The following is a 15,675-nucleotide window of genomic DNA, read 5'->3' as shown; positions in this document are numbered from 1 at the left end:
CAGTTCTATACCGCTGCGCCGGAGCCGCCAGGGGCAAGGCGGCTGCATGGGCGTTCAAGCACGACCTGACGGCGATTTAACCTGACGCGGCCCGTTCGCTCTGGCTTGCTGCCGACAGTCTGCTTTTCGGGGAAAGCACGGATGGCTCAGACCTTCGATCCGGCCGCGGCCACGGCGGCCTATCTGGCGCAGATCTCGCCCGAGGCGCACGCCAAGGCGGTCGCCTATACGCACGGCGGCCACTGGCTGTTGCTGTGGGGGGCGCTCGTGGCGCTGCTGGTCGCGCTCCTGATCGTGCGCAGCGGCGTGCTCGTCGTGTTGCGGCGCAAGTTCGAGGGGCGTCGAAACCGTCCGCTGCTGGTCAGCTACTGGATCGGCGGGCTCTACATCGTCTTCGACGCCGTCCTGTCTCTGCCCTGGAGCATCTACAGCGACTGGTGGCGGCCCCTGCAGTACGGCCTGACCAGCCAGAGCCTCATCGGCTGGCTGGCGGAAAGCACGATCTTGCTGGTTCTCACCGGCCTGATCGGGGGCCTGTTCTTCGCGGCCCTTTACGCCCTGATCCGCAAGGCTCCGCGCACCTGGTGGCTGTGGGGCGGCGGCCTGACAGCGGTCTTCATCGCCATCGGCATGCTGCTTGGACCGCCCTACATCGAGCCGATCTTCAACAAGTATACGCCCGCGCCGGCCGGTCCGGTCCGCGACGAGGTCGTCGCCATGGCTCGTCAGGTCGGCGTGCCGTCCGACAGGATCTTCATCTACGACGGCTCCAAGCAGTCCAACGCCTACACGGCCAATGTCTCGGGCTTGTTCGGCTCGGCCCGCGTGGCGATGAGCGACACGATGTTCAAGAAGGGCGCGGACATCGCCGAGGTGCGCGGCGTGGTCGGGCACGAGATGGGCCACTACGCCCATCAGCACGCCTTGTGGATCGTGGGCGTGACGAGCCTGCTGGCGATCCTGGCCTTCTTCCTCGTCGACCGGCTGTTCGCGGCGGCGTGTCGCCTGATGGGCGGCGAGGAGATCAGGGGGCTGTCCGATCCGGCCGGTCTGCCGGTTCTGGGCGCGGTGCTGGCCGTGCTGCTGCTTCTGGCGACGCCGGTGACCAACAGCCTGATCCGCATCATCGAGAGCGACGCCGACCGCTACAGCCTTGTCCACTTCGACGAGCCGGACGGGCTGGCCAAGGCGCTGGTGAAGACGGTCGAGTATCGTTCCGCCACGCCTGGGCGCCTGGAGGAGATCATCTTCTACGACCATCCGGCCGTCAGCCGCCGTATCCAGCGGGCCATGGAATGGAAGGCTGCGCATCCCAAGCCCGTTTCGCAGGCGGCGCCTGACGCCGTGGCCAAGGCGGCTTTCGCCGACCGCATCGTGGTCTTTCCGAACCTGCCGGTCGGGATGGACGGCATCGCGCTGAAGGCCGACGGGACCTGGTTCGAGCGGCACGACTTCGGCTGGGCGAAGGGCCGCTACGCCGTCGCCGGCGGAAAGCTGTGCCTGGACGAGGAGCGCGGGTCGCGCCGCTGCTACGCCATCGGCCGGACGCGCGACGGCTGGACGTTGGCGCAGGGCGCCGGCGCGCCCGTGGCCGTGGTGCTGGAGCGCTTGCGGGATTCGGCTTCGCCTGGATGAAGCGCGAAGGCCATCCATCGGGGATGGCCTCCGAGCGGCTGGCTCGCCGCTAGCGCTTCCTGACGAACACCGTGCCGGCCGAGTAGCCGGCGCCGAAGCTGCAGATCAGGCCCGTGTCGCCGGCGGCGAAGTCGTCGTTGGCGCTGTGGAAGGCGATGATCGAGCCGGCCGAGCTGGTGTTGGCGTACTCGTCGAGGATGATGACGTTCTCGCCGGCCTCGGGATCGCGGCCCAGCACCTTGCGGGCGATCAGGTCGTTCATGTTGATGTTGGCCTGGTGCAGCCACAGGCGCTTGAGGGCCGTGGCGTCCAGGCCGATGTCGCCGGCGTGCTCGACGATCATCTCGCTGACCATCGGCACCACCTCGCGGAACACCTTGCGGCCTTCCTGCACGAACAGCTTGTCCCTGGCGCCGACGCCTTCCGGGGCGGCGTTGTTCAGGAAGCCGAAGTTGTTGCGGATGTTGTTCGAGAACTGGGTCTTCAGGCGCGTGCCCAGGATCTCCCAGCCGCCCGTCGCCTGCGAGGCCTCTTCCAGGATCACGGCCGTGGCTACGTCGCCGAAGATGAAGTGGCTGTCGCGGTCCTTGAAGTTGAGGTGGCCCGAGCAGATCTCGGGATTGACCATCAGCACCGCCTTGGCGCTGCCGGTGGCGATGAAGTCGGCGGCGGTCTTGATGCCGAAGGTGGCCGACGAGCAGGCCACGTTCATGTCGAAGGCGAAGCCCTCGATGCCCAGGGCCTGCTGCACCTCGATGGCCATGGCCGGATAGGCGCGCTGCATGTTCGAGGCCGCGCAGATCACCGCGCCGATCTCGCTGACAGGCTTGCCCCAGGCCGTGATCGCCTGCTCGGCGGCCTTCACGGCCATCTCGGCCAGGATCGAGATCTGGTCGTTCGGACGCTCGGGCAGGTTCGGGCGCATGACCTCGGGGTCGATGATGCCGTCCTTGTTCATCACGTAGCGGGCCTTGATGCCCGAGGCCTTCTCGATGAACTCCGGCGAGGAGGGGGCGAGGGCGGTGACTTCGCCGGCGGCGATGGCGTCCGCGTTGGCGGCGTTGAAGCGTTCGACATAGGCGTTGAAGGCGTCGACCAATTCTACGTTCGAGATGCTGAACGGCGGGGTGTAGAGCCCCGTGGCGGCGATGACGGCTTGATGCAAGGCGGCGGTCCCGATGGGCCGGCGCGCGACATGGGCGCGCCGATCTGATCACTGTTTGGACGCGATCAATAGCACGCCCCGCGCCGCCGTCACCTGCCAAGCAGGCGTGTCCTGCCTGCATCGCTTGCGGCTATTCGACCTGCCGCAGCGGAACTTTCGGCGAGCGGCCATAATCGACGGTCCAAATGTCGGAAACGTCACGCAATGGCCCCAAACAGGTCAGGGTGCGGTCAAATACGGGCCTCGTTGCCCCAATACCCAGAGGAGGCTGAGGGAGCACAAGAAATCCCAGTACCAGGAGTAAAAATAATGAAGGTTCTCATGTCTGCGGCCGTGGCCGCCATGTCGGTCGCTGCTGTTCCGGTCCTGGCTCATGCTCAATCGAGCTCGCCGGAGATCTACGGCAATCTCGGTTACAACAGCTCGCGCGCCGAAGGCGCCGATACGGGCGCTATCCAGGGCCGCCTGGGCGCGAAGCTGACCCCGCACTTCGGCGTCGAGGGCGAACTGTCCGGCGGCGTGAAGGACGACAACATCGACCGCGCCGGCGTCCGCTCGAGCATCGAGCAGACCCACTCGGCGGCCGTCTACGGCGTCGGCTTCCTGCCGGTGACCCCGAACATCGACCTGATCGGTCGCGTCGGCTACGGCAACACCCAGTTCAAGCAGAAGCTGGCTGGCGTGGAGAACAAGTTCGACGCCGACAGCGTCAACTACGGCGTCGGCGCCCAGTACAAGTTCGACGACAAGAACGGCGTGCGCGTCGACTACACGCGCCAGCAGTTCCGCGACAACGACGCCGACGACGCCAACGTCGTTTCGGTGGGCTACGCCCGCAAGTTCTAAGGGCTTGCCGCAAAGAAAAAGCGCGCCGCTCTCCTTGCGAGGGCGGCGCGCTTTGGCTTGCTCGGTCGAAGCCTCAGGCGAAGGTTTCGGCGGCGTCCGTGTGGGTCTGCTTCGGGTCCGGGCCGAACTTGTTCGGGCCCGTGGTGCCGGGAAGGATGTAGAAGACCAGCAGCACGATCGCGCCGATCAGCGGGATCAGGCCGATCAGGATCCACCAGGCCGAACGGTCGGTGTCGTGCAGGCGGCGGAACGAGACCGCGAGGCTGGGAATGAACATCGCCAGCGAGAAGGCCAGGCTCACCAGGCCCAGGGCGTCGAAGCTGCCGCTCTCCAGGCTTTGAGGACCGCTGACGATCAGCCGCAGGATCGTGATGGCGATGCTGACGGCGAAGGTGAACAGCGCGAAGAGCCAGTATTCCGAGCGGCGAGCGCGCCCCGAGAATTGCGCGTATTTGCGCAGCGGTTCGAACATCAAAGACATACCCGTTTCCCTTACCCCGCGTGATGCGTGCGGTTCGCAACTTGAGCGGCGAATCCGGTCGCGTAAACCCCCGTTCTGCCGCTTGACGTGATCGCTGGTCGGCCAGACCTTCGAGCAAAACGGGGGAGGAGGCGGCGATGGACAACGCGCTGCTCATACAATTGCTGGGCTCGGCGCTGGCCGTGGCCCTGCTGGTGGGGCTGTCGGCCTGGGCGAGGATCGCCCGGCCGTCGCCGCCGCTGGACGAGGTCGCGGCGCGGGCTCTGCTGGCCGAGGAGTTCCCGGATCATCGCGCCGAGGCGGTCTGGATCGCCGGCGACGCCGCCGCCGTGGTGGCCCGCGCGGGGGATCTGGCGCTGGTGCTCTGGCGCAAGGGCGACGGCTACGTGGCCCGCTCTGCGGCCTGGCGCGACGTCGTGGCGGCCAGTCCCGTCGAGGGGCGCGTGCGCCTGGCGGCTGTCGACGGCGCGCCACGGCTTCGCCTGGGCGAGCGCGCCTGGCCGCCCCTGGAGGCCGCCGCATGAAGCCGGCCTTCGATCCTGTCCAGCTCGCGATTCCGTTCTTCGTGGTCGCCATCGTGCTGGAGGTCCTGCTCGCCCGTTTCGGCAAGGCCAGGGCACACTACGAGCCGCGCGACGCGGCGACCTCGCTGCTGATGGGGCTGGGCAGCACGATCGCCGGACTGCTGACCGGGGGCGCGGTGTTCGCCGCAAGCCTGTGGGTCTACGAGCATCGGCTGTTCACGATCCCGATGACGGCGATCTGGGCCTGGGTCGTGCTCTTTTTCGCCGAGGACCTGACCTACTACTGGTTTCACCGCCTGAGCCACGAACGTCGCTTCTGGTGGGCCAGCCATGTCAACCACCACAGCTCGACGCACTACAACCTGACCACGGCCTTGCGGCAGACCTGGACAGGCGGCGTGGCCGGGACCTGGCTGCTATGGCTGCCGCTGTCCTTCCTGGGTTTTCCGCCTGCCATGGTGGCGATCCAGAAGGGGATCAGCCTCGTCTATCAGTTCTGGATCCATACCGAGGCGGTGCGGCGGATGCCGGCCTGGTTCGAGGCGGTGCTCAACACGCCGTCGCACCACCGGGTGCATCACGCGCGCAACCCGCGCTATCTCGACGCCAACTATGCGGGGATCCTGATCATCTGGGACCGGATGTTCGGCACCTTCATCCCCGAAGACGACGCCGAGCCCTGCCGTTACGGCATTGTGCGGAACCTGCCCAGCTTCAATCTCCTCGCTAACGTCTTCCACGAGTGGATCGGCATCGGGAAGGACCTGGCGGGAAGCCGCTCGCCGCGCGAGGTTATCGGCTATCTCTTCGGCCCGCCTGGGTGGAGCCCCGACGGGTCAAGAGAGACCTCCCATACGCTCAAGGCCAGGTGGCGGGCGCGGGAGGAGGTGAGGGGGAAGGGCGCTTCTCTTCCGTAAAATCCCCGCGAAAGCGGGGATCCAGGTGTTTTACCGTCGAGCGCCGGGCGTTTCAGAAAAAGCCTGGGCCCCCGCTTTCGCGGGGGTTTTACGGGGTGGAGCAAGGCTCATCGAGCCTACTTCGCCTTGGCCAGCTCCACCGCGTAGACGTGGTTGGCGCCGTGCATGTTTGAGCGGAACACCAGCCACTTACCGTCCGGCGTGAAGTTGACGTTGGGCTCCAGGCGGTAGTCGTGGGCGCTCATGTTGACCAGCTTCTCGGCGTCGATGACGCCGGGGCGGATCAGGTGCTCGGAGTCGGGGGCGTGGATGCCGGCGACGTCCGGGATGCCGCGCGGGTGCATCAGGTACAGCCACTTTCCGTCCGGCGCGTGGGCGACCATCTCGCTGTCGCCGCCGTCGCCGGCGAACAGCTTGCCGTCCGGGCTGGAGTTGAAGTGCACCGACCAGGCGTTGCGCTCTACGTGGTACCAGGAGCGCTTGCCGGTCGCGATCTCGTAGCCGGCGACCCAGAAGTCCTCGCCGCGCGGGGTTTGCAGGTCATACCAGACGGTCTTGCCGTCGGCGCTGAACCACTCGTGGCCGGCGATCTCCATGTTCATGGTGCGCGTGTGGATCTTCACCGGCTTGGCGTCCGCCTGGTCGGTGCGCAGCAGCCACAGGCGGTCGACCTTGTGCCAGGGACCCTCGTGGCAGAACATCAGGAGGTTCGGGTCGGTCGGCGAGAACTGCAGGTGGTTCAGCCAGTCGGTCGCCGCGTGCACCACGCGCTTTTCGCCCGTGCGGGTGTCGATGACGAACATCTCCATCGGGATCTTCGACTCCAGCCGCTCGTTCAGGCGCACCTCCTTGGCCTCGGCGAAGGACAGCGGCTTGCCGTCCGGACCGTTGGCGGCGTAGGCGGCCTGGTCGAAGCGGTTGTCGCGCTTGAGCATGCCGTCGGGGCGGGTCTCGATCTCGGGCTTGGTCACGACCACGCCGCCCAGCAGGGTCTCGTCGGCGTTGATCGTCTGGATGTCGCCGCGGTCGAACTTCGCGACCACGCGGACCTTCTTGCTGTCGATATCGACAGCCTTGACCACCTTGGCCTTGCCCTCTTCGACGATGTAGTAGGCCGAGCGGGTCTTGCGGCCGACGAACAGGAACTTGCCGTTCTCCTCGACCAGCGGCGCCAGCTTGCGGGTGGCCAGATCGATCGTGCTCAGGCCCTTGGGCGTGGCGATGACCAGCTTGTCGCCCTGGGGCGTGTAGCCGTTGTAGTTGAAGTAGAGACTGCTAGAGCCCGGCTCGTCCGACAGGCGCACGACGCGATGGCCCGTGTCCTTGTCGATCCATTCGCGCGGCGGGGCGGCCGCGGGCGCGGCCGGCGCCTGGGCGAAGGCGGATGGGGCGAAGGCGGGCAGGGCGATGGCGAAGGCGCTCGCCAGGCCGATCAGGACGTTTTTCATGGCTTCACCTTCACGGCGACGACGTTCGGACGAGCGGGGTTCTTCATGCCGTGCCCCAGGTAGAAGCTGGTGTGCGGCGGTTGGTTGTAGGCCGTATTCTGCCAGGCGATCCCGGCGCGATAGACCGGATCGTGCATCAGCGTGACCAGGCGGCGATCGGTCGGGTAGGGCGTCACGTAGATGCGCAGGAAGGTGTTGTCCTCCGAGCGCAGGATCACCTCCTCGCGCCAGTCGCCCAGGATGTCGGCCGATAGGGTGGGGGTGGCCTTGGTGCCGTTGTTCGAGGTCATGCCCTCGGCGTTCAGCAGCACCTTGCTCTCGCCCTTCAGCCAGTCCCACTTGAAGATCTTGTTGCGGTCGAGCAGCTCGCGCAGTTCGTCGCCGTCCCACCAGACGCCGAAGTTCATCTGCGGCGGATGCTTGACGCCTTCGATCGGCTTGCCCTTGACAGTGTAGAGCGTGCTGGAATTGCTGGCCCAGGCTTCGGCGCCCGGGAAGCGGGGATCGATGTCGAAGGCCACGCCCCGGCCGGTGTCGCTTTGCGTCGGGGTGGTCCAGAGAACCTCGCCGGTCTTGGCGTCGAGCATGGCCGAGCCGATGCCGCCGTTCATCTTCGGGCTTTCGTTGACGCCGAAGCGCTCCAGGCCGGGACGGTCCGGGTCGAGGTCGCCCAGGTGCAGGGCGTCGCCGTGATAGAGCTTGGCGGTCCACAGCGGCTTGCCGTCGGCGTCCAGCGCCATCGAGCCGTAGACGATCTCGTCACGTCCGTCGCCGTTGACGTCGCCAATGGACAGCTGGTGGTTGCCCTGGCCGCCGAAGCCTTCGGGCACGCCGGGGGCCGCGCTGTCGAACACCCAGCGCTGGGTGATCTTGCCGTTCTTGAAGTCCCAGGCGCTGACGGTGGTGCGGGCGTAGTAGCCGCGCCCCATGATGATGCTGGGATGCCGGCCGTCCAGATAGGCCGTGCCGGCCAGGAAGCGGTCGGAGCGGTTGGCGTAGCCGTCGCCCCAGAGCTTGGTCATCTCCTCGGTGCTTGGGGCGTCGGTGTCGGGCGCGCGCGGAGCGGCGAACGGAACCGAGTCGAGCGCCGCGCCGGTGCGTCCGTCGAACACGGTCAGGAACTCGGGGCCCTTGAGGATGCGGCCCGTCAGCTTGGCCACCATCGCGCCGTCCGGCTTGATCTCGGCGCCGGTCTTGTCCTTGGTCGGGGTCTCGATGGGCCCGCCGCGCCAGTCGGCGTTGGGATCGCCCAGCACCTTGCCCGCGCCGTCGATCGTGCCGTCCGAAGTGCGCACCGCGATCTCGGCGCGGCCGTCGCCGTCGAAGTCGAAGACCTGGAACTGGGTGTAGTGCGCGCCGGCGCGGATGTTGCGGCCAAGGTCGATGCGCCACAGGCGCTTGCCGTCCAGGGTGTAGGCGTCCAGCAGCACCGGGCCGGTATAGCCCGAGAAGGCGTTGTCCTTGGAGTTGGTCGGATCCCACTTCAGGACGATCTCGTAGCGGCCGTCGCCGTCGAGGTCGCCGACGCTGGCGTCGTTGGCGGTGTATTCGTAGGCGACGCCGTCGGGCGTCACGCCCCCGGCGGGCTTCTGCAGCGGTATGGTCAGGAAGCCGTCCTTCAGCGCGGTGGTCTCGCCCTCGACCGGGCCTTCCTTGCCCTTGGTCACGGCCTTGAGCGTGTAGCGCGCGCCGACGACGCCAGTCTTGTCGACGAAGTTGGTGGCGAAGGCGAGCGGCTTGGCGTTCAGCTTCTTGCCGTCGCGATAGAGATTGAAGGCCAGGCCGAGGGCGTCCTCGCCCGTGTAGCGCCAGGACACCAGCACGCCGCCGTCGATGGCGGGGGCGGCGACGAGGCCGCGGTCGAGGTGCTCGACCTGGCGAGGGGCGGCGAGGGCGGGCAGGGCCAACAGCGAAACGGCGGCCGAGGCCAGCATGGCGGCCTTGTGAAGGCGAAGATACATTGGGCTTCCCCCCGAGGGATTATGCGCGTTGTTGACGCGATCTTCGCACGCCGACCGAAAGTCGCAACAAGTTTCCCATAAATTGCGGCGTTGTTTCATATAGTGAAACTTAGATTTGGCAGGTTGAGTTGGGGCGCGAATTTCGCTTCGCGGTTTGTCTCGCGCGGGGCAGGGTGACGAACGGACAGTTTTTCTACGGGGCTCGCCCGAGAAATCTCAATTGACCCCATCGGCGCAGTGGAGATTTAAGCGCTCCAACTTGGCGCCGCTTCGACGCCGAGGCGCAGCCCGCGCGTTTGTTCACTTTGAGGCCGCGAGCCGCAGCCGGAACCAGGACGACGATCAGGACATGACCGCCGAATCCCTTGCCGCGCAACGCCCCGCCGCGGCGCGTCGTCCGCTGTTTCGCCGTCGGTCCGCGATTCCAGGGTTCGGCCTGACCCTGGGCGTCACGCTGTCGATCCTGTCGCTGGTCGTGCTGATTCCCCTGTCGGCCGTGGCGTTGAAGGCGGCCGAGCTGTCGCCGTCCGAGTTCGTCGCCGCCGCCTTTTCCGAGCGCGCCCTGGCCGCCTACCGCCTGACCTTCGGCGCGGCTCTGGTCGCCGCGATCGCCAACGGCGTGTTCGGCGTGCTGACCACCTGGGCCCTGGTTCGCTACGAGTTTCCCGGCAAGACCATCATCAACGCCCTGGTCGACCTGCCGTTCGCCCTTCCGACCGCCGTCGCCGGCATCGCCCTGGCGACCCTTTATGCGCCCAACGGCTGGATCGGGCAGTTCCTGACGCCGCTGGGGATCAAGGCCGCCTACAATCCCGTCGGCGTGACCATCGCGCTGATCTTCATCGGCTTGCCGTTCGTGGTGCGCACGATCGAGCCGGTGATGCGCGACCTGTCGGCCGACGTCGAGGAGGCCTCGGCCAGTCTGGGCGCGGGCCGCTTGCAGACGATCTGGCGCGTGATCCTGCCGGCCCTGGGCCCGGCCTGGCTGACGGGCTTCGCCATGGCCTTCGCCAGAGGGGTGGGCGAGTACGGCTCGGTGATCTTCATCGCCGGCAACATGCCCTACAAGTCCGAGATCGCGCCGCTGCTGATCATCATCCAGCTGGAGCAGTTCCAGTACGCCCAGGCCGCCTCGATCGCGGTGGTCATGCTGGTGGTCTCGTTCCTGATGCTGTTCGTCATCAACGCCATCCAGGCCTTTTCGCGGAGGTTCGTCTGATGGCGCGCGCCCGTCACCCCACCGAGGATCCGACCTGGGTCAAGGCGCTGGTCATCGGCGTCGTCATGGTCTTCCTGGCGCTGGTGCTGATCCTGCCGCTGGTGGCCGTGTTCGCCGAGGCCCTGCGCAAGGGCGTGCCGGCGGCCGTTGAAGCCGTCCTGCACGAGGACGCCCTGGCGGCGGTGAGGCTGACCCTGCTGACGGCGGCCATCGCCGTGCCTTTCAACGCCATCTTCGGCCTCTGCGCCTCGTGGGCCGTGGCCAAGCACGACTTTCCGGGCAAGTCGTTCCTGATCACCCTCATCGACCTGCCGTTCTCGGTCTCGCCGGTCGTGGCGGGCCTGATCTACGTGCTGGTGTTCGGCATGCAGGGCTGGCTCGGCGAATGGCTGCTCGACAACGACCTGAAGGTCATTTTCGCCGTGCCCGGCATCGTGCTGGCCACCGTGTTCGTGACCTTCCCGTTCGTCGCCCGTGAACTGATCCCGCTGATGCAGGAGCAGGGCACCAGCGAGGAGGAGGCGGCCATTTCGATGGGAGCCTCGGGCCTCTACACCTTCTGGCGGGTGACCACGCCCAACGTGCGCTGGGGTCTGCTGTACGGCGTCCTGCTGTGCAACGCCCGCGCCATGGGCGAGTTCGGCGCCGTGTCGGTGGTCAGCGGCCACATCCGCGGCCTGACCAACACCATGCCGCTGCACGTCGAGATCCTCTACAACGAGTACGATTTCGTGGGGGCGTTCGCGGTGGCGGCCCTGCTGTGCCTGCTCGCCATCGTCACCCTCGTGCTGAAGACCGCCCTCGAAGTCGCCCAACCGGCCGTGCGCCGGGGCGGACACTAAACGGAACGCGAAGACGCCATGACCATCTCCATCCGTTCCGTCCAGAAGCAGTTCGGCCGCTATCCGGCGCTGAACCACGTCGACCTCGAGATCGCCGACGGCGAACTGCTGGCGCTGCTGGGTCCGTCGGGCTCGGGCAAGACCACCTTGCTGCGCGCCATCGCGGGCCTGGAGTTTCCCGACGCCGGCCAGGTGCTGTTCCACGACAAGGACGTCACCTACGCCTCGGCCGCCGCGCGCCGCGTGGGCTTCGTCTTCCAGCAGTACGCGCTGTTCAAGCACATGACCGTGGCCAAGAACATCGCGTTTGGTCTCGACGTCCGTAAGGGCAAGGACAAGCCGCCGAAGGCCGAGATCGCCAAGCGCGTCGACGAACTGCTGAAGCTGGTCGAGCTGGACGGCCTGGGCGGTCGCTATCCCTCGCAGCTGTCGGGCGGTCAGCGCCAGCGGGTGGCCCTGTCGCGCGCCCTGGCGGTGCAGCCCAGCGTTCTGCTGCTCGACGAGCCGTTCGGCGCGCTGGACGCCACCGTTCGCAAGTCGCTGCGCAAGGAGCTGCGCCGGGTGCACGACGCCACCGGCGTGACCACCATCTTCGTCACCCACGACCAGGAAGAAGCCCTGGAGCTGGCCGACCGCGTCGCCATCCTCAACAAGGGCCAGATCGAGCAGATCGGCACCCCGCGCGAGGTTCACGACAACCCGGCCTCGGCCTTCGTCTGCGGCTTCGTCGGCGAATCCAACCGCTTCGAGGGCAAGGTCGAGGGCGGCAGGTTCGTCGCCGGGCCGCTGGTCCTGCCGGCGCAGGGCGTCGCCGACGGCGCGGCCGTGGCCTTCGTGCGGCCGCATGACTTCGTGCTGGCCGACGAGGGCGTGGAAGCCAGGGTCGAGCGCGTCAACGCCCAGGGCGCCCTGGCGCGCGTCGACGCCGTGCTGGCCAACGGCGCACGGGTGGAGATCGCCGCCTCGCGCGCCGACGCCGATCGCTTCGCCGGTTCGGTGAAGCTGGCCGTCGGCAAGAGCCACGTCTACGCGGCCTAGGAAGAGGGCCGGTGACTTGGGTCCCCGGCCGCTTCGTTACTGCTGCTGCTGTTGTTGCTGCTGCTGACGCTGCTGGTCCTGATGGACCGCGGCGGCGTCTCCGCGCCGTCGCGCGCCGAACGAGGCAGGCTTGGCCAGGCGCAGGAACTCGGGTTCGGCAAGGGCCGCGCGGGCCCGGCGCACCGTCACCCCTACGGCCAGATGGCTCTCGGCGTCGCCCTTGTAGACCCCGCGCGAAGGCGTGACGTCGGCGTAGTCGCGACCCACGGCCACGGCCACGTGGCGCTCACCGGTCAGACAATTGTTGGTCGGGTCGAAGCCCACCCAGCGCAGGCTTGGCAGGAACACCTCGATCCAGGCGTGGGTGGCGTCGGGATCCGAGCGATCGCCCGCGTCCCGGTCGGTGAACAGGTAGCCCGACACGTAGCGCGCGGGCAGGCCCCAGCTGCGGCAGATGGCCAGCATGATGTGGGCGAAGTCCTGGCAGACGCCGCTGCCGGCCTCCAGGGCCAGGTCGATCGGGCTGTCGGCGTCGGTGACCCCGGGCTGGTAGCCGAACGACTGGTAGAGGGTCTCGTTCAGCCGCTTCAGCGCCGTCAGCGGATCCTGGCGGCGCAAGGCCTCCAGGTCGTGCTGGGCGATGAAGGCCAGCAGGCGCTCGGTCGTCTGCACGAAGCCGTGCGGGCGCAGGAAGTCGAAGCACTCGCCGCGCACGAACTCGCTGCGCAGGCGGTCCCACTCGCCGATGTCCAGCCTGTCGGGCAGTTCGGCGGCGTGCTCGGTCTCGACCGCCGAGCGGGCGATGATGGTCAGCCGGTCGTGCGGGTGGGGCACGTCGAAGTGGTAGACGGCGTTGCCGAAGCTGTCGGGATAGGAGAACAGCTGGGCGGCCGGATCGACGTCCAGTTCGAAGCTGACCAGCCGCTGGCGCGCCCCCTTCTGGGGCTGCATCCACAGCTCCATCAGGCTTTCGCGGACCGGCCGCTCATAGTGGTACTGGGTGACGTGGCGGATTTCGAGCAGCATGGTCAGGCCGGCAGTCGGAGTTCGAGGGGGTAGGCGACGAAGGTCTCGTAGATCGCGTCGTGGATGCGGGCGCACTCGTTGACCACGGTGGTCAGCAGGGCGCCGGCCCCGATCGTCTCCAGTTCGTCGACGTCGGCGTACTGCAGGCGAGCTTTCAGCTTGCCGGCCAGGCGCTCGGGCGCGGCGCGGCCGGCGGCCTCGACGTGCCGAGCCAGCGCCGTCAGGTGCTCCTCGATGCGCGAGGTGGCGAAGCGGATCGAGCGTGGGAAGTCCTCGTCGAAGACCAGGAACTCCAGGATGTGCCGGGGTTCGATCTCGGCGGTGTAGACCCGCAGGTACGGCTCCAGCGCGCAGGCCATGCGCAGCAGGCTGACCAGCGCCAGGTGATCGTGGATCTCGCGGCTGGGGGCCTGGGCGAAGCACACCTCCAGCAGGCTTGAGACCAGCTGAGCCCGCTCCAGGTACATGCCCAGCATCATGAACCGCCAGCTTTCGCCGTGGCTCATGGTGGCGTCGGCCGCGCCCTTGAACAGGTGCACGTCGGCGATGACGTCGTGCAGGTACGACACCGAATTATCGGCGAACTCGGCCTCGGCGCTGGCGTCGGTGACGCGCAGATAGAGGACGTTCAGCCGCTCCCAGGTTTCGGTGGTGATCTGGTCGCGCACCTGGCGGGCGTTCTCGCGGGCCATGGTCAGGGACGAGACCACCGAGTTGGGGTCGGAGCGGTCGAGCACCAGCGCGCGGGCGGCCTCGAACGGCGAGACCTTGCCGGCCCCGTCGTCGCCGACGGCCGACAACGCGATCCACACCGCCTGCATGCCGGAGTCGGTCTGGTCCAGCGTGGCGTTCAGCATCACGCTCGACAGGCGCGACAGGTGTTCGGCGCGCTCGATATAGCGGCCCAGCCAGTAGAGGCTGTCGGCGACCCGAGCGAGCATCATGCGAGCGAACCCTCAAACTTTGGGAGAGCGAGCATCATTGGCCGTTCCCCTTGTGGCCATTGCCGTTGTGGTGGCCGTTCTCCTCGGCCAGCACCCAGGTGTCTTTCGAACCGCCGCCCTGGCTGGAGTTCACCACCAGCGAGCCGCGCTTCAGCGCCACGCGGGTGAGGGCGCCGGGCGTCACGATGGTCTTCTCGCCCGACAGGATGAACGGGCGCAGGTCGACGTGGCGCGGTTCGATGCGGCCGTCCACGAGGCACGGGGCGGTCGAAAGCTGGATGGTCGGCTGGGCGATGTAGTTGGCCGCATCAGCCTTCAGGGCGTCAGCGAAGTCGGCGCGTTCCTGGGCGCTGGCGTGCGGGCCGACCAGCATGCCGTAGCCGCCCGAGGCGCCCACGGCCTTGACCACCAGCTTGTCGAGGTTGTCGAGCACGTGGCTGAGCTGGCTCTTCTCGCGGCAGAGATAGGTCTCGATGTTGGGCAGGATCGGGTCTTCGCCCAGGTAGTAGCGGATGATGTCCGGCACGAAGGCGTAGACGGCCTTGTCGTCGGCCACGCCCGTGCCCGGGGCGTTGCAGATCACCACGTTGCCGGCGCGATAGGCATTGAAGAGGCCTGCCGCCCCCAGCGACGAATCCCGGCGGAAGGTGAGGGGGTCGATGAAGTCGTCGTCGACCCGGCGATAGATCACGTCCACCCGGCGCAGGCCGGTGGTGGTGCGCATGTAGACCATGTTGTCGTGCACCACGAGGTCGCGGCCCTCGACCAGCGGCACGCCCATCAGGCGGGCCAGATAGGCGTGCTCGTAATAGGCGCTGTTGTAGACGCCGGGCGTCAGCACCACGACCTGCGGGTCGGAGCGCCAATCGGCGCTCATGCTCTTCAGCGTGGCCAGCAGCAGATCGGGATAGCGTTCGACCGGACGCACGCCGGCCTCGCGATAGGTGCCCGGGAAGGTGCGCTTGGCCGCGTCGCGGTTGGCCAGCATGTAGGAGACCCCGGACGGGACGCGCAGATTGTCCTCCAGCACCGCGAACTCGCCGTCCTGGCCGCGGATCAGGTCGCTGCCGCAGACATTGGCGTACGACTTGTGCGGCACGTAGAGGTTCTGCATCTCGCGCCGGTAAGAGGGCGCGCCCAGCACCAGCTCGCGCGGCACCACGCCGTCCATCAGGATCTTCTGCTCGCCGTAGATGTCGGCGAGGAACATGTTCAGCGCCTGCAGGCGCTGGGTCAGGCCCGATTCGATGCGGGCCCACTCGGCGGCCGGGATGATTCTCGGAAAGAGGTCGGTGGGGATGATCCGCTCGGTGGCGCTGCCCGCGCCGTAGACCGTGAAGGTGATGCCCTGCAGCAGGAACGAGCGCTCCAGGGTCTTCTGCCGGTCGGCCAGCGCCGAGGCGCCCAGGGTCGCCATCCGCGACTGCAACGGGGCGTAGTGGGCCCGCACGTCGCCGCCGGCGGCGAACATCTCGTCGTAAGCCACGCCTGGGAGATAGGCCGCGCCCGTCATCGGCAGGGTTGGGGCCTCGTCCAGGCTCTGTAATTTCGCCGCCACGCCGGTGTCCACTTTGATTGTCCGTCTCTTGGACCCGCGCCGAAGCGGCGCCGGTCGATGGAAACCTAGAA

The 15,675-nt window shown here is 67.6% G+C and carries 14 protein-coding genes; 7 read left to right on the top strand and 7 right to left on the bottom strand.

From position 1 onward, the window contains the following. Nucleotides 1-141: 141 nt before the first annotated feature. Nucleotides 142-1,635, top strand: coding sequence for a M48 family metalloprotease (locus DDF62_RS24285; RefSeq protein WP_116491494.1), 1,494 nt, complete (start codon nucleotides 142-144; stop codon nucleotides 1,633-1,635). A gap of 49 nt (nucleotides 1,636-1,684) precedes the next feature. Here the strand turns inward: DDF62_RS24285 and DDF62_RS24280 are convergent, their stop codons facing one another. Beyond that, entirely contained in the window at nucleotides 1,685-2,800 is a 1,116-nt protein-coding gene (locus DDF62_RS24280; RefSeq protein WP_116491493.1) for a beta-ketoacyl-ACP synthase III, read from the bottom strand. A gap of 309 nt (nucleotides 2,801-3,109) precedes the next feature. Between DDF62_RS24280 and DDF62_RS24275 the strand changes: the two genes are divergently transcribed. Next, nucleotides 3,110-3,646, top strand: coding sequence for a porin family protein (locus tag DDF62_RS24275; protein ID WP_101717738.1), 537 nt, complete (start codon nucleotides 3,110-3,112; stop codon nucleotides 3,644-3,646). A 73-nt stretch (nucleotides 3,647-3,719) separates the two neighbouring features. Here the strand turns inward: DDF62_RS24275 and DDF62_RS24270 are convergent, their stop codons facing one another. Next, nucleotides 3,720-4,127 carry a DUF805 domain-containing protein gene (locus tag DDF62_RS24270; protein WP_101717739.1) on the bottom strand — a complete coding sequence of 136 codons (408 nt, stop codon included), beginning with the start codon at nucleotides 4,125-4,127 and terminating at the stop codon, nucleotides 3,720-3,722. A gap of 137 nt (nucleotides 4,128-4,264) precedes the next feature. Between DDF62_RS24270 and DDF62_RS24265 the strand changes: the two genes are divergently transcribed. Both DDF62_RS24265 and DDF62_RS24260 read left to right on the top strand, forming a co-directional pair. Beyond that, nucleotides 4,265-4,651 (top strand): hypothetical protein, encoded by a 387-nt coding sequence (locus DDF62_RS24265; RefSeq protein WP_116491492.1) that lies wholly within the window; start codon nucleotides 4,265-4,267, stop codon nucleotides 4,649-4,651. Further along, entirely contained in the window at nucleotides 4,648-5,568 is a 921-nt protein-coding gene (locus DDF62_RS24260; protein WP_116491491.1) for a sterol desaturase family protein, read from the top strand. Before DDF62_RS24265 ends, DDF62_RS24260 begins: the two co-directional genes overlap by 4 nt. Nucleotides 5,569-5,684: 116 nt before the next feature. Here the strand turns inward: DDF62_RS24260 and DDF62_RS24255 are convergent, their stop codons facing one another. Together DDF62_RS24255 and DDF62_RS24250 are read right to left on the bottom strand one after the other, a co-directional pair. Then, a complete protein-coding gene (locus DDF62_RS24255; RefSeq protein WP_116491490.1) occupies nucleotides 5,685-7,016 on the bottom strand; it encodes an oligogalacturonate lyase family protein in 1,332 nt (443 codons plus the stop codon). Beyond that, on the bottom strand, nucleotides 7,013-8,977 hold the full coding sequence (locus tag DDF62_RS24250; protein WP_116491489.1) for a rhamnogalacturonan lyase: 1,965 nt from the start codon (nucleotides 8,975-8,977) through the stop codon (nucleotides 7,013-7,015). Before DDF62_RS24250 ends, DDF62_RS24255 begins: the two co-directional genes overlap by 4 nt. A 349-nt stretch (nucleotides 8,978-9,326) precedes the next feature. Here DDF62_RS24250 and cysT point away from each other — a divergent pair, with 349 nt between their 5' ends. The 3 genes from cysT to DDF62_RS24235 are packed head-to-tail and all read left to right on the top strand — an operon-like array spanning nucleotide 9,327 to nucleotide 12,076. Then, nucleotides 9,327-10,196, top strand: a complete 870-nt coding sequence (gene cysT, locus DDF62_RS24245) for a sulfate ABC transporter permease subunit CysT (RefSeq protein WP_116491488.1) — start codon at nucleotides 9,327-9,329, stop codon at nucleotides 10,194-10,196. Continuing rightward, nucleotides 10,196-11,038 (top strand): sulfate ABC transporter permease subunit CysW, encoded by an 843-nt coding sequence (cysW, locus tag DDF62_RS24240; protein WP_116491487.1) that lies wholly within the window; start codon nucleotides 10,196-10,198, stop codon nucleotides 11,036-11,038. The genes cysT and cysW overlap by 1 nt, the downstream gene beginning before the upstream one ends. Nucleotides 11,039-11,056: 18 nt before the next feature. Continuing rightward, nucleotides 11,057-12,076, top strand: coding sequence for a sulfate/molybdate ABC transporter ATP-binding protein (locus DDF62_RS24235; protein WP_116491486.1), 1,020 nt, complete (start codon nucleotides 11,057-11,059; stop codon nucleotides 12,074-12,076). Between the two features lie 36 nt (nucleotides 12,077-12,112). On the opposite strand, the gene DDF62_RS24230 is transcribed toward DDF62_RS24235, so the two are convergent. Genes DDF62_RS24230 through DDF62_RS24220 form a run of 3 tightly spaced genes read right to left on the bottom strand, consistent with a single transcriptional unit; the run spans nucleotide 12,113 to nucleotide 15,604 of the window. Beyond that, nucleotides 12,113-13,102 (bottom strand): transglutaminase family protein, encoded by a 990-nt coding sequence (locus DDF62_RS24230; protein WP_116491485.1) that lies wholly within the window; start codon nucleotides 13,100-13,102, stop codon nucleotides 12,113-12,115. Nucleotides 13,103-13,104: 2 nt separating this feature from the next. Further along, nucleotides 13,105-14,046, bottom strand: coding sequence for an alpha-E domain-containing protein (locus DDF62_RS24225; RefSeq protein ID WP_116491484.1), 942 nt, complete (start codon nucleotides 14,044-14,046; stop codon nucleotides 13,105-13,107). A 34-nt stretch (nucleotides 14,047-14,080) separates the two neighbouring features. Next, on the bottom strand, nucleotides 14,081-15,604 hold the full coding sequence (locus DDF62_RS24220; protein ID WP_116491574.1) for a circularly permuted type 2 ATP-grasp protein: 1,524 nt from the start codon (nucleotides 15,602-15,604) through the stop codon (nucleotides 14,081-14,083). Nucleotides 15,605-15,675 lie beyond the last annotated feature (71 nt).

It is taken from the genome of Caulobacter radicis (assembly GCF_003094615.1).
GTDB lineage: Bacteria > Pseudomonadota > Alphaproteobacteria > Caulobacterales > Caulobacteraceae > Caulobacter > Caulobacter radicis.
This window is presented reverse-complemented; position numbering and strand designations above follow the sequence as displayed.